Origin of the sequence: Curtobacterium sp. B18 (assembly GCF_000333375.1) — a bacterium.
GTDB lineage: Bacteria > Actinomycetota > Actinomycetes > Actinomycetales > Microbacteriaceae > Curtobacterium.
Genome location: NZ_BACZ01000345.1, coordinates 16,804 through 27,987, shown reverse-complemented (window position 1 = coordinate 27,987; position 11,184 = coordinate 16,804). Strand labels below are relative to the sequence as shown.

Here is an 11,184-nt window from a genome sequence, read left to right as displayed (position 1 = left end):
CCGGCACGCCTTGGGTGCCCCGACGATTGTCGACCGAAGTCGACCCGCTCCCGACGGACGGCCCCGTCGGTAGCCGAGCCGTTGCCGTGTCCACCCTGCTCGCGCTCTCCGCGCAGAGCGTCCGGGCCTCCGTGGTCCGCATGCCGAGGACGGTGCACGAGAACGGCCGCGGCGGCTTCGCTGGCCTCCTGACCGATGCCGCTCGTCGCTCGGGCACAGCCGGGTACCCGGGCGACGGAACACAACGCTGGCCCGCCGTCCACGCCCGGGACGCCGCGACGCTCTTCCGACTCGCGCTCGAGTCAGCCCCTGGCGGCAGCAGCTGGCACGCGGTCGCCGACGAGGGGGACCGGGTCCTCGACATCGCGACGGTGATCGGCCGTCGACTCGGCTTGCCGGTGGAGCCCGTACCGGACGAGACGTTCGGCCCGCTCGGACCCATCTTCGCGATGGACCAGCCAGCCTCCAGCGCGCAGACCCGGAGGGCACTCGGGTGGGAGCCGACGCACCCGTCACTCCTCGACGATCTCGAGTTGCTGCACCCTTGAGGCATCCCCGGCCTGTCGACGGGCGCTCTCCGGTCCGCCGATCGCCCACCCGGGCCGGTCCGCGTGGCCCCCTTGGCCGTCTCGCGTAGCGGACCTTCACCGGAACCTGTTCCGGACCACCCATCCGGACAGTGCGCAGGCGCAGCCCTGCAAAGACCCCCGTCCTCACTGCCGAGCGTCCGGTTGACGACCGGCTACCGGTCGCGGCTCGGGGGCTTCGTTGGTCGTTTCCACTTTGCTGGCACCGAGCGTCGACGACCGATAGACAGGTCGGTAGGACCAACGAGGGAGTTGCCGATGCTTGTACAGGTTTGTGGTCTTCCCGGTGCTGGGAAGTCAACGCTGTCTGCTGCGATCGCGGAGTTGGCCCCCGCGCTGACGCTTCGCGTTGATGCGATCGAGAGTGCGATGTGGAAGTACCGGATACCGCGCGATCAGTCGGAAATCGCTGCGTACTCGATCATGCATGCCATCGCGGTGCCGAATCTGCGACGCGGTCAGCTGGTCATCGCGGACGCGGTGAGTGGTGTTGAACCTGCTCGGGCCGGGTGGGTATCGACAGCGGATGCTGCAGGGGGTCCCGCTGCGCGTGATCGAGGTGGTGTGTGCCGACGTCGACGAACACCGTCGCCGCGTGGAGCAGCGTGCGAACGACCTGCCCGGGTTCACCTTGCCGACGTGGGACGAGGTACAGCGCACCATCGAGGAGTACGAGCCGCGCACGGACGATCGGCTCGTCATCGACAGCACCCGTCCGCTCGACGAGACGGTCCGGCAGGCCCTCGACTTCCTCGAGCTTCATGCCCGATAGGGGGTTCGCTACCGGACCGTTGCGGCCTCGATTGCCTGGATGACGGCAGCGATGGTCGCTGGGTCACTCGTGGAGGCCGCGTCGACGACAAACGGCTCTTCGTCACCGGGTGCTTCGAAGCTGGCTCCGTGTTCTTCGAGCACCGCGTCGGTGACGTCAGGCCTTCCCGGATCGGCCCTGTTGGCCAAGACCCGCTGCCGCTGCAACTCCCGGTCGATCTGCACCCACACGAGCACAAAAGGAGCACCTGCCGATGAGGCTGTTGCGCGCCACTCATCACGGATGAAACGCGGTGACCCGGTGTCGTCGACGACGACGTGGCGGCCATCGGCGAGGAGCGCACGGGCACGCTCGTGAGCGATCCGATTGGTGGCCGCCCACTCCTCCGACGGGATGCCCTGCCCGCCGCGCAAGCCACGCTCCTCGTTGATCTGGTCCAGACTCAGCAGCGCGGCCGGCAACGCCTTGGACATCTCAACAGCCAACGTGCTCTTACCCGAGAACGACAGTCCACACGTCAGCACCAGCGCCATGCCTCGGACCCTATCGCCGTCGACGCCATCGAGCGTGGCAACCCCCAGCGAATACCTCCCCGGGCGCTCTTGGGCTGCGGCCGGTTGACGATCGGCTAGTGAGACGCTTCAAGGGACGAAGCCACCCTCGGCAACGAGCTGTGAGGGTGGCTTCGTACCGTTCTTGCGGTTCGGTCTGAATGGGCTTGGTGGACCTATTGGTGTGTGGCGACGAAGGTGAGAGCGCGGGTAGTGGCGGCGAGTTTCCTCGCTTTGCCGGCAAGCTTCACCGTCCCGAAGGTCTCCGCCTCGGCTGGTCCGGCGAGGTGGGTCTGGAGACGTCGGAAGCTGTCGACTTGGCGGGTGAGGACGTCGATGTCGACGAGATCGTCGTCGACTTCGGCGAGGAGGTAGAGCGGCCCGGTGACGAGCGCCACGGCGGGGATCTCGGCGTCGTGGAGAGGTTCTCCCTCGCCCAGGTGGATCAACGCGCCCGGCTTGACGGGAGTCGCGTGGTCGGAGACGCCCTGCCAGGTCCTGCGGACGAGTTCGGCGAGCTCGGGTGTGGTGGCGTAGAGCAGTTCCGGTTCCGCCCTGCCGTCTGCGACGTAGTGGCCGGTCGCAGGGTCGGTGTCGAAGTGGCGGGCTCCGAGATGCTCGATCGCGAGGCCGGCAACAGCGGTCAGGCCGTCAGTTTCCGGGGACCACAGGTCTGGGTGGGCGTCCAACCATGCGGTGGTCGCCTGGCCGTGCTCGGTGACGGCGGGGATGCGGAGGTGTCCGGCGGTGTAGACGAACACGATGGTCCGGTCGTGGGGTGTGTTCGCTGCGTCGCGGGCGAGTGCGAGGAGCCCGATGTGGCCGTTTTCTTCGACGGCGTTTCCGCCGTCGCTGTGCGTGATGACGAGCACAGACTCGTTCGCGTGGGGTCCGGATCCTTCTGAGATGGTCCAGAGGGTGTCCATCGTCGCGGGCGTCCTGCGGGCGTCGAGGGTGAGCGTGGCGGTCTCGGCGTTCTTCGTCGCGTCGAGTACGCCCTGGCGTGCGGACTCCGGCACCCATACCGCGGGCATGTCTTGGTAGTCACGGGTGAAGGGCAGGTACTGCCCGCGAGCTGCTTCGTCGGAGATGCCCCGCCACACGGCGACGACGCCGAGGACACCGGCTTCTCGCGCCTTGGAGAGGTCTGTCCCGCCGAGCTCGGAGCCGATGACCGGGTTCGCGACGGTCTCGAAGGGCAGCGCGCCGTCCCAGCTGTCCAGCAGGAGATGTGCGGGGACGTCGATGTTGTGCACGTCGATCACGGCGATCTTGCCGGCGGCGGCCTTCCAGTTCTTGCGGAGGCCGTGGACGAACACCAGTTCGCCGGTGACGCCGGCCGGGCCTGTCTGACCCGAGTACGGCCATGCGGAGGACAGGGGCACTGACCGGTCGCCGATGCGGAGCGCGATCTGGTCCGCGGTGACGTCCCACCGGTCGAAGGAGTGCGTGTCTCGGTGCACGTCGTAGCTGAGCTGGGCGAGCTCGTCCGCGACGTCTTCGATGAGGGCGTGGTGGGCGTCGCTGCCGGAGGTGCGGGGGCCGAGTCGTCGGAGACGGTCGATGCGGTCCTGGTCGGTGGTCACGTCGTTCCTTCCGTGGGTGCTGCGATGGCTCGTGAGGGTGCGGTCGTCAGGCGGGCTTGCCGACGCGGAGCGCTTCGACGATGCGGCTCCGGGCGGTGGCGGATGGGCGGGTGGGCAGGAGCGGGAACACGTGGATCGCGTTTCGCCGCTCCACGACCGTGACCTGCACGCCTGCCGCGCGAGCGTTGGTGACGAGCAGGTGCGCGTCAGGGTTGAGGACGTCGTGGGTGCCGGTCAGGATCATCATCGGTCCGAGGCGCGCGAAGTCACCGTTGAGGGGGCTGACTCGAGGGTCCTCGACGGGCAGGTCACCAGCCCACAGGTTGCCGAGGTACCGGCCACCGTCGATGCCCAGCCAGGGGTCGGTCGGCAGCACGACCGGGATCTGCGGGTTCGAGAACGTCAGGTCGAGTGCTGGGGACAGCAGCACCGTACGGATGCTCGTGTGTCCCTGATCGCGGAGCGTCAGTGCAGCGGAGAGCGCGATCTGCCCGCCAGCGGAGTCGCCGGCGAGCCGGACGTCGTTGTCGTGTTCCGACGCCTGCTGGAACAGGGTGACGACGAGGTCGTGCGCGGAACCTGCGTTGCCGTGTGGGAGCAGGTCGTAGATCGGGACGGTGACGGTGGTGTTCGCCTCAGCAGCGATCTGTGCGATCAGGGCCCAGTGTTGCCGGCTGATCTCGTGTACCCACCCGCCGCCGTGGACGTAGATCACGTGTCCCGTGGCGGTCGTCTTCGACGGCGTGACCGTGTAGACGGGGTGCGGTCCTTCCCGCCGGACCGTGACCGTGACGTCGCGGCGGAGGTGCTTCGGCGGCCCGCACGGCGTCGGGGTGAGGGCGAGCTTCCGGACCTCCTCGATGGCGCCGGCTTCGGTGAGGAAGGGTGCGTTCGCGTGCGTCGCGCGTAGCAACGGCGGGATGATCGCTTCGGGCAGGAACATGCTGTGGCGACTCTTTCTGGTCAGGAGGACCTGGCCGGCAGCGACGCGCCACGGGCGGAGGCCGCGTCGGTGGGGATGGATTCGGTGAGGCCGCGGATGCAGCCCTCGACTGCGGTGATCCGGACCAGTTCGGTGTCGTCGTGCAGCACGCTCTGGCTGACGGCGCCGACGTGCGCCGCGACGACCGCTCGAGTGAAGAGCGCCGGATCCACGGTGGGCTGGAGGCCGATGCGTGCAAGGCTGCCGATGAGCAGCGGCTGCAGCGTGTCGTGGAAGTGGTCTGTGTGCTCGCGCACCAGCCGGTTGACGGTCTCGTCGTGCCGGGCACGCGTGATCAGCACCGATCGGATGGCGTACCACTTCTCTTCCGGCGGCAGGCCCTCGACCACTCCGCGGACGACGTCGTCGAGGGAGGGGTGCTCCGCGGCGCGCGCGTCGCCGAGCACGCCGGTGAGGAGATCGAACACGGTGGCGGCTTGCTGTTCGTAGACGGCGAAGAACAGCTCGTCGACGCTGCGGAAGTTGGAGTAGAACGCGCCGCGGGTGAAGCCGGCACGGGCGACGATCGCCTCGACGCTGACCGCGGTGGTACCGGTCTCGTCGAACACCGCTTCGGCGGCCGCGACGAGCTGTGCACGGGTGCTGCTGCGCCGCCGGACCGGCCGTGGAGCCGCAGCGGGGGAAGGAGTGGTCATGGCGGTCACGCTACTGAGTCGCCTGCCCATTCGAGGTGAGGTAGTCGAACACCGACTGCACGGGCGCCAGGGTCAGGTCGGTGACGATGTGGGACGCGGAGACGACCTCGAGGACCGGTAGGTCCGCCATCGGGGCGAGGGCGTGCTGGAACAGCTGCAGCCGGGCGGGGCCGGTCCAGGCTTCCTTGACCGTCATGTCGGTGATCTCCGTGCGCACCAGGTCGGCTGCGCGGAGCCCCTGCGTGAACACGTCCGGGACGAGCTTGACCATGAACGTCGGGACGGTGATCTGCGCCTTCGCCTCCTCGAGGTCCAGCGGCTCCCATTTGTACGCCATCGTCGCCGTCGCGACCCGCTCCGTACCGCGATCGAGGGTCCCGATGAGGGCACCCTCATCGACACGGAGGCGCGGCGTGCCGAGCACCTTCGGGTAGGCGCTGAGCTCGCGGCCGGCGACGGTCGCGGCGAAGTTGTCGAGGTACATCGCGTGCAGGTACTCGCCGTCTTCGCCGTCGAGGGAGACCTGGATCGCTTGGCCGGACTCGACGTACGGGCCGTACCCGTCGACCTCGCCCATCTTCATCACCTCGAACCGGACCAGCGGCTCATCCACCTGCAGCGGTTCCGGGACGATCGCGCGGAGCGCGTCGGGGTCGGTGCGGTAGACGACGTTGAGGTACTCGCGGTCGATGAAGCGCGTCGTCCGGAGCGGGTAGACGGGCGCGGTGAGCAGGGTGGTGCCGCGCTGCATTGCTTCCAGCGGAGTCATGGTGTCGACCTTCCTGCACGATACGGATCGTATCGAGTACAGTCTGCATCGACAGGATCGAGTGCACAAGCTCGGATTCCGGACCGCGTCTCCACGAGAGGAACCGTCATGACCTTCCAGCTGCCCGAGGACTCCCAGTCCCGCCCGGTCACCGTGATCGGCGGTGGCACCCTCGGTCGCCGCATCGCCCTCATGTTCGCAAGCGGCGGCGCCGACACCCGCATCTACGACCTGTCCGAGCAGGTCCGCGCTGACGCGGTCTCCTACGTCGAGCACGCGCTGCCGGACGTTGTGGCAGGCCGTCACGGTGCCGTCGCTGGCACCGTTCGCGGTGACGGCGACCTCGCCACCGCCGTCAACCAGGCGTGGTTGGTCGTCGAGGCGATCCCGGAACGCCTCGAGCTGAAGACGACGGTGTTCGGCCAGCTCGACCGGGCGGTCGCGGCGGACGCGATCCTCGCCAGCAACTCGTCGTCGTACGCGTCCCGGCTGATGATCGACGACGTCTCGCACCCGGAGCGGGTGCTGAACATGCACTTCTACATGCCGCCTCGGCAGAACGCCGTCGACCTGATGAGCGACGGGCAGACCGACCCGGCGATCCTTACGTTCTTGAAAGAGCAGCTGCCCCGCTACGGGGTCTTCCCGTTCGTAGCCCACCAGGAGTCGACCGGATTCATCTTCAACCGCATCTGGGCCGCCATCAAGCGAGAGTCACTGGCGGTCGTCGCTGACGGTGTCTCCACCCCAGAAGACGTCGACGCCATGTTCCAGGTCAACTCCGGCTCATCCGCGGGCCCCTTCCGGATGATGGACCAGGTCGGCCTCGACGTCGTCCTCGACATCGAGGACCACTACGCCGCCGAGAACCCGCACCTGCCCGAAGGACCCCGCAAGCTGCTCCACGAGTACGTCGACGCCGGCAACCTCGGCGTGAAGACCGGCCGCGGCTTCTACACCTACGACCGCTGATGCAGTCGTAGCGCGTCCGGAGAGCGATCCCTTATCGGATAGTCGCTCGCTGCTTCATGAACGGGGGTTACCGCCGGCCTGTTGGGCTTCCCAAGCAGTTCGAATGGGATCGGTGTCGTACACGATGTGCAGGTGTTGAATCCGGGCTTCCAGGTCTAGCTCGGCGACGTCAACCACGGAGAACGGTGCAGGGGTGCCGTCCGAGAGCGTCCAATCGAAGTCGAACCAGAACGCAACAGTCGGAGCCGAGTCGTCTGTGCTGACCAAGGTTCGGCGGAGCGTGAGGACGGATGCGGCCGTGTCGGCGAACAATGTCGGGTAGAAGTCGCGGGCGGGCTGCTCCCCGTAAAGCGGTGAGCTCACAATCGCGTCCGGCGTGAACAGGGCGAGCACCGCGTCTACGTCGGCTGATCCGAGAGCTGCGAGGTATGCATCGACGAGCTGTGTGAGGGTCGTTGCGGGGATGGTCATCAGTGATCGCTTTCGGAGGGGTTCGGCCCACAGCAGCTCGGGCCGGGCGACATTTACCAGCTTCCCATCACCAAAGGCGGAAGACGAACTTGGCTCGCTGGGTCCGGTTGACGACCGGCTATCGGTCGCGGGAGCGGCGCTCGGCTCGAACTCGACGTCGCGCGTCCTGCTGATCCGGCAGCGGGTTTCAGCCCATGCTCCCGCGGGCCGCGAGGAAGACGAGCACGGCGACGATAACCAGTACCACCGGCGCAAGGAACTGCAGATTCAGCATCGCTGCCCCTATCGATCGGTCGTGCCGTTTCAGACGTGGGTGGGGCATGGCGAGCAGTTGGCGACAGAGGTGCCGTCCGGTTGACAATCGGCTATTGAGACGACAGGGTGTCGTGTTGAGTCTCGTAGAAGGCACCTCTATCGATACGGGGGAGGGCAGAGCTCTCCTTCCCGAATGAGGGCTGGCGTTTTTCGGCGGCTACTTGTTCCCGAGACGGGCTCGCCGCAGTTCTGCGACGATGCGTGCCCGCTCGGGGTCCTTGGCCAGCGTGCGGTCGTCGATGACGTCCACGACGTGCTTAACCAGCTCCGTGACCTGCTTGCGCAGGAGGAAGCCGAGCACGGGGAGGACGACCGCGATGATGCCGGTCAGGGTGGTGCCGCCGAAGGCCGTCAGCATGTCCACCGTGGTGTCGGTGATGGGCATGTTGCCTCCTTCGGGTTTGGCCGTGTGGCCAGCCCGCTCGTCGTGAGCGGGGGTCTAGAGCGTCGGAAGCCGACGCGAGCGCCCGGTGGGCGCTTAGTACCCCTATGCGCCGAGCGGTCGGCTTGCTGGGTGCTCGCGCGTTGAGGGCATGGAAAAGGCCGGCCCTGACGGGTCCGGCCTGTTCGTGTTGCTCGGGTGCTGCGCTGAGGGCAGAGTCGTTCCGAGCGGTTCCAGCCTACGGTTCGGGCCGGACATGACGAAAGCCAGTCCGATGGACTGGCTTTTTGCGCGCACTAATGACGCATGCCACAGCATAGCGGGTTTTGGAACGTACCTGCAAGCGTGCGGATCGGGGCGTGCCGCTCCTGCTCAGGAACCGGCGCGCGGGCTTCGGCGTTCGACGAGGACGTTGTCGCGCCACTGCCCGGTCCACGGCCCGAACGTCATGAGGCCGATGCGTTCTCGGGTGCCGAGTTCGCGGAACCCGTGGCGGCCGTGGAGGGCTCGGGAGGCGGTGTTCTCGGGGAAGATCCCGGACTGGATGGTCCAGATCCCAGCGGCCTCCGTCGACGCAATGAGCGCGTCGAGGAGCAGGTGTCCGACGCCGCGGCCGCGCGCTGTGGCGGCGACGTACACCGAGTGCTCGACGACGCCCCGGTACACCGGCCGGGTGGAGGTCGGGGAGACCGCCACCCAGCCGAGGACCTCGTCGCCGGCGACGGCGACGAACCGGTGCTCGGGCAGCTTGCCGGCGTCGAATGCTTCCCAGCTTGGCGGTTCCGCCTCGAACGTTGCGTTTCCGGTTGCGATGCCCTCTCGGTAGATCGTCTCGACACTGGGCCAGTCGGCGGCGGTCATCGGCCGAACGGTGACCGGGGTGTTGTCGGTCATGGGTGCAGGAGCTCGTCCTGGATGCGGGCGGCGACGGCGTTGCGCATGGGGCGGACGTCGTCGGGGGACCAGGAGTCCGGGTCCGGGAACGACCACTGCAACACCTTCCCGCGAGGTGTCGCGGGCAGGTCGAGGCCGGGCTTCATCAGCACGACGACGTCGGCCTGATCCAGCAGTTCTGGGGTGACCTTCCGCGGGGTTCGGTTGCTGATGTCGAGGCCGAGTTCCGCGACGGTCGCGGCGATCGACGGGTTCACCTCGTCGGCGGGAGCGATTCCTGCGGAGGTGGCGGTGTAGCGGTCTGGGGTTGCGACTTCGAGGAGGGCTGCGCCGAGTTGGGAGCGGCCGGCGTTGTGCTTGCAGATGAACAGCACGGTGGGCTTGTCGGTCATGTGGGGTCCGGTTCAGTTCGTGCAGCAGGAGCTGCTGGCGGGCGGAGCGGCCGGGGCGGGTGCGGCGCAGCACGACGACCCCTCGGACACTGCGGTCGTCGTGGGGACGTCGCAGGAGGATGAGCCGCCGATGTCGGTTGTGCAGACGCCGGTCTCGGGGAGGACGAGCTGCACGTCGCGGGCGGCCTGGTGGTCGCCGGCGAGTTCCGCGGCGATGGAGCGGACCTGCTCGTAGCCGGTGAGGAGCAGGAACGTGGGGGCGCGGCCGTAGGACTTCATCCCGGCGATGAAGAAGTTCGGTTCCGGGTGCGCCAGCTCCGCGACACCGTGCGGGGGGACGGACCCGCAGGAGTGCAGGTTCGGGTCGATCAGTGGCGCGAGCGCGCGGGGTGCTTCGACGATGTCGTCGAGGCCCAAGCGGATCTCGCGGAGCATGTCGAGGTCGGGCCGGAACCCGGTGGCGTTCACCACAACGTCGACCGTGACGGTGAACGGATCCCCGGCACGGCGGCCGGTGACGGTGACCTGATCGCCGTTCGGGCGGACGTCGTCGATCTCGAATGAGGCAAGCTGCTCGATGTGCCCGGACTCGACGAGGCCGTGCACGTTCGAGCCGAGCTGCCCGCGTGCGGCGAGCCCGTCGGCAGCGTCCGCGCCGAGGCGGGCGGTGCCGGCGTTTCGGATCGCCCACAGCAGCGTCGTGCCGGGTTCGTCCTTGGCGAGGGCGGCGAGCTTGATGAGCGTGTTCGCGGCCGAGTGGCCGGCGCCGACGACGAGGACCCGCTTCCCGGCGAATCGTGCCCGGTCCGCGCCGAGCACGTCGGGGAGGGCGTGCACGATGCGGTCGCCGAGGTTCGCGGCGGGTGCGAGGCCGGCGGCGGTGAGCGGGTTCGGGGACGTGTACGTGCCGGACGTGTCGACGACCGCGCGGGCGGTGACGTCCTCGACGCCGTCGCTCGTGTGGAGGCGAAGGAGGAACGGGGTGTCGGCGCGGCCGGCGGAACGGGTGCGGTCCATGCCCTGCCGGGACACCGCCTCCACGTGGACCCCGTACCGGATCGCCGGTGCCAGCTCCGGCGTCTGGGCGAGGGGTTCGAGGTACTGGGCGACGAGGTCGTGCCCAGTCGGCAGCGACGACCGGCGGGGCACGGTCCAGCCGGTGGGTTCGAGGAGGCGGCGGGCGGCGTCATTGATGACGTACCGCCACGGGGAGAACAGCCTGGTGTGCCCCCACGCCCGGACGGACGTGCCGACCTGGTCGCCGGCTTCGTAGACGACGGCGGGCAGGCCCTGCTCGAGCAGGTGCGCGGCGGCTGCGAGCCCGACGGGGCCGGCGCCGATGACGGCGACGGGCAGCCCGGTCAAGCGGTCCGCGTCGGCCCGGGGTGGGACGGTGAGGGTGAGCGTCATGGGGGTGGTCCTTCCGGTGGTCAGGCGGATGCTTCGGTGGGCAGCAGCTCGGCCAGGAGCGCTTGCACGCGGGTCTTGATCTCGTCGCGGATCGGGCGGACGTCGTCGATGCCCTTCCCGGCGGGGTCGGTGAGGTCCCAGTCCTCGTACCGCTTGCCGGGGAAGATCGGGCACGCGTCGCCGCAGCCCATGGTGATGACGGCGTCGGAGTCGCGGACGGCGTCGGTGGTGAGGATCTTCGGCCAATTCGCGGCGATGTCGATGCCGTCCTCCGCCATTGCTTCGATCGCGACGGGGTTGATCTGGTCCTTCGGCTCACTGCCCGCGGAGAGGACCTGCACGCGGTCGCCGCCGAGGGCCTGGGCGTAGCCGGCGGCCATCTGGGAGCGGCCGGCGTTGTGGACGCAGACGAACAGGATCGTGGGGGTCGCGGTCATGGCGGTGC

The 11,184-nt window shown here is 68.5% G+C and carries 14 protein-coding genes and 2 pseudogenes; 5 read left to right on the top strand and 11 right to left on the bottom strand.

What is annotated here, in order from left to right; translation table 11 throughout:
• From I5E_RS09470 to I5E_RS23500, 3 genes and pseudogenes are all read left to right on the top strand, one after another.
• Positions 1-548, top strand: a pseudogene (locus I5E_RS09470) (3-beta hydroxysteroid dehydrogenase); the annotation flags it as partial.
• 297 nt (positions 549-845) lie between these two features.
• A pseudogene (locus I5E_RS26970) lies at positions 846-1,070 on the top strand (AAA family ATPase); the annotation flags it as partial.
• 43 nt (positions 1,071-1,113) lie between these two features.
• A complete protein-coding gene (locus I5E_RS23500; protein ID WP_083857924.1) occupies positions 1,114-1,359 on the top strand; it encodes a hypothetical protein in 246 nt (81 codons plus the stop codon).
• Between the two features lie 8 nt (positions 1,360-1,367).
• Here the strand turns inward: I5E_RS23500 and I5E_RS09460 are convergent, their stop codons facing one another.
• The 5 genes from I5E_RS09460 to I5E_RS09440 form a co-directional block, all read right to left on the bottom strand.
• Positions 1,368-1,892, bottom strand: a complete 525-nt coding sequence (locus tag I5E_RS09460) for an AAA family ATPase (protein WP_031262027.1) — start codon at positions 1,890-1,892, stop codon at positions 1,368-1,370.
• 194 nt (positions 1,893-2,086) lie between these two features.
• The gene (locus I5E_RS09455) at positions 2,087-3,496 is read right to left on the bottom strand and encodes a hypothetical protein (protein ID WP_022906763.1); all 1,410 of its coding nucleotides are present in this window, start codon (positions 3,494-3,496) and stop codon (positions 2,087-2,089) included.
• 46 nt (positions 3,497-3,542) lie between these two features.
• Entirely contained in the window at positions 3,543-4,439 is an 897-nt protein-coding gene (locus I5E_RS09450; protein ID WP_022906762.1) for an alpha/beta hydrolase fold domain-containing protein, read from the bottom strand.
• A gap of 20 nt (positions 4,440-4,459) precedes the next feature.
• Positions 4,460-5,134 carry a TetR/AcrR family transcriptional regulator gene (locus I5E_RS09445; protein ID WP_022906761.1) on the bottom strand — a complete coding sequence of 225 codons (675 nt, stop codon included), beginning with the start codon at positions 5,132-5,134 and terminating at the stop codon, positions 4,460-4,462.
• A gap of 10 nt (positions 5,135-5,144) precedes the next feature.
• On the bottom strand, positions 5,145-5,903 hold the full coding sequence (locus tag I5E_RS09440; protein ID WP_022906760.1) for an acetoacetate decarboxylase: 759 nt from the start codon (positions 5,901-5,903) through the stop codon (positions 5,145-5,147).
• 108 nt (positions 5,904-6,011) lie between these two features.
• Here I5E_RS09440 and I5E_RS09435 point away from each other — a divergent pair, with 108 nt between their 5' ends.
• On the top strand, positions 6,012-6,875 hold the full coding sequence (locus I5E_RS09435) for a 3-hydroxyacyl-CoA dehydrogenase family protein (RefSeq protein WP_022906759.1): 864 nt from the start codon (positions 6,012-6,014) through the stop codon (positions 6,873-6,875).
• Positions 6,876-6,929: 54 nt separating this feature from the next.
• On the opposite strand, the gene I5E_RS09430 is transcribed toward I5E_RS09435, so the two are convergent.
• Positions 6,930-7,346 (bottom strand): nuclear transport factor 2 family protein, encoded by a 417-nt coding sequence (locus I5E_RS09430; protein ID WP_022904490.1) that lies wholly within the window; start codon positions 7,344-7,346, stop codon positions 6,930-6,932.
• Between I5E_RS09430 and I5E_RS24430 the strand changes: the two genes are divergently transcribed.
• Positions 7,339-7,704: a hypothetical protein gene (locus I5E_RS24430; RefSeq protein WP_141859569.1), complete on the top strand. Its 366-nt coding sequence runs from the start codon at positions 7,339-7,341 to the stop codon at positions 7,702-7,704. The genes I5E_RS09430 and I5E_RS24430 overlap by 8 nt on opposite strands.
• 114 nt (positions 7,705-7,818) lie before the next feature.
• Here I5E_RS24430 and I5E_RS09420 read toward each other — a convergent pair whose 3' ends face one another.
• The 5 genes from I5E_RS09420 to I5E_RS09400 all read right to left on the bottom strand — a co-directional run bounded on the left by I5E_RS09420 (position 7,819) and on the right by I5E_RS09400 (position 11,176).
• Positions 7,819-8,046 carry a hypothetical protein gene (locus I5E_RS09420; RefSeq protein WP_022906758.1) on the bottom strand — a complete coding sequence of 76 codons (228 nt, stop codon included), beginning with the start codon at positions 8,044-8,046 and terminating at the stop codon, positions 7,819-7,821.
• 369 nt (positions 8,047-8,415) lie between these two features.
• Positions 8,416-8,937, bottom strand: coding sequence for a GNAT family N-acetyltransferase (locus I5E_RS09415; protein ID WP_022906757.1), 522 nt, complete (start codon positions 8,935-8,937; stop codon positions 8,416-8,418).
• Positions 8,934-9,329, bottom strand: coding sequence for an arsenate-mycothiol transferase ArsC (locus tag I5E_RS09410; protein WP_022906756.1), 396 nt, complete (start codon positions 9,327-9,329; stop codon positions 8,934-8,936). The genes I5E_RS09415 and I5E_RS09410 overlap by 4 nt, the downstream gene beginning before the upstream one ends.
• Positions 9,330-9,341: 12 nt before the next feature.
• Positions 9,342-10,739, bottom strand: coding sequence for an FAD-dependent oxidoreductase (locus tag I5E_RS09405; RefSeq protein WP_022906755.1), 1,398 nt, complete (start codon positions 10,737-10,739; stop codon positions 9,342-9,344).
• A gap of 20 nt (positions 10,740-10,759) precedes the next feature.
• Entirely contained in the window at positions 10,760-11,176 is a 417-nt protein-coding gene (locus tag I5E_RS09400) for an arsenate reductase ArsC (protein ID WP_022906754.1), read from the bottom strand.
• Positions 11,177-11,184 lie beyond the last annotated feature (8 nt).

Excerpts from the sequence above, each read along its gene's own strand:
- I5E_RS09460 (WP_031262027.1), bottom strand. The coding sequence starts at position 1,892 with ATGGCGCTGGTGCTGACGTGTGGACTGTCGTTCTCGGGTAAGAGCACG.
- I5E_RS09415 (WP_022906757.1), bottom strand. The coding sequence starts at position 8,937 with ATGACCGACAACACCCCGGTCACCGTTCGGCCGATGACCGCCGCCGAC.
- I5E_RS09420 (WP_022906758.1), bottom strand. The coding sequence starts at position 8,046 with ATGCCCATCACCGACACCACGGTGGACATGCTGACGGCCTTCGGCGGC.
- I5E_RS09435 (WP_022906759.1), top strand. The coding sequence starts at position 6,012 with ATGACCTTCCAGCTGCCCGAGGACTCCCAGTCCCGCCCGGTCACCGTG.
- I5E_RS09430 (WP_022904490.1), bottom strand. The coding sequence starts at position 7,346 with ATGACCATCCCCGCAACGACCCTCACACAGCTCGTCGATGCATACCTC.
- I5E_RS09410 (WP_022906756.1), bottom strand. The coding sequence starts at position 9,329 with ATGACCGACAAGCCCACCGTGCTGTTCATCTGCAAGCACAACGCCGGC.
- I5E_RS09400 (WP_022906754.1), bottom strand. The coding sequence starts at position 11,176 with ATGACCGCGACCCCCACGATCCTGTTCGTCTGCGTCCACAACGCCGGC.
- I5E_RS09405 (WP_022906755.1), bottom strand. The coding sequence starts at position 10,739 with ATGACGCTCACCCTCACCGTCCCACCCCGGGCCGACGCGGACCGCTTG.
- I5E_RS09440 (WP_022906760.1), bottom strand. The coding sequence starts at position 5,903 with ATGACTCCGCTGGAAGCAATGCAGCGCGGCACCACCCTGCTCACCGCG.
- I5E_RS09450 (WP_022906762.1), bottom strand. The coding sequence starts at position 4,439 with ATGTTCCTGCCCGAAGCGATCATCCCGCCGTTGCTACGCGCGACGCAC.
- I5E_RS09445 (WP_022906761.1), bottom strand. The coding sequence starts at position 5,134 with ATGACCACTCCTTCCCCCGCTGCGGCTCCACGGCCGGTCCGGCGGCGC.
- I5E_RS24430 (WP_141859569.1), top strand. The coding sequence starts at position 7,339 with ATGGTCATCAGTGATCGCTTTCGGAGGGGTTCGGCCCACAGCAGCTCG.
- I5E_RS23500 (WP_083857924.1), top strand. The coding sequence starts at position 1,114 with ATGCTGCAGGGGGTCCCGCTGCGCGTGATCGAGGTGGTGTGTGCCGAC.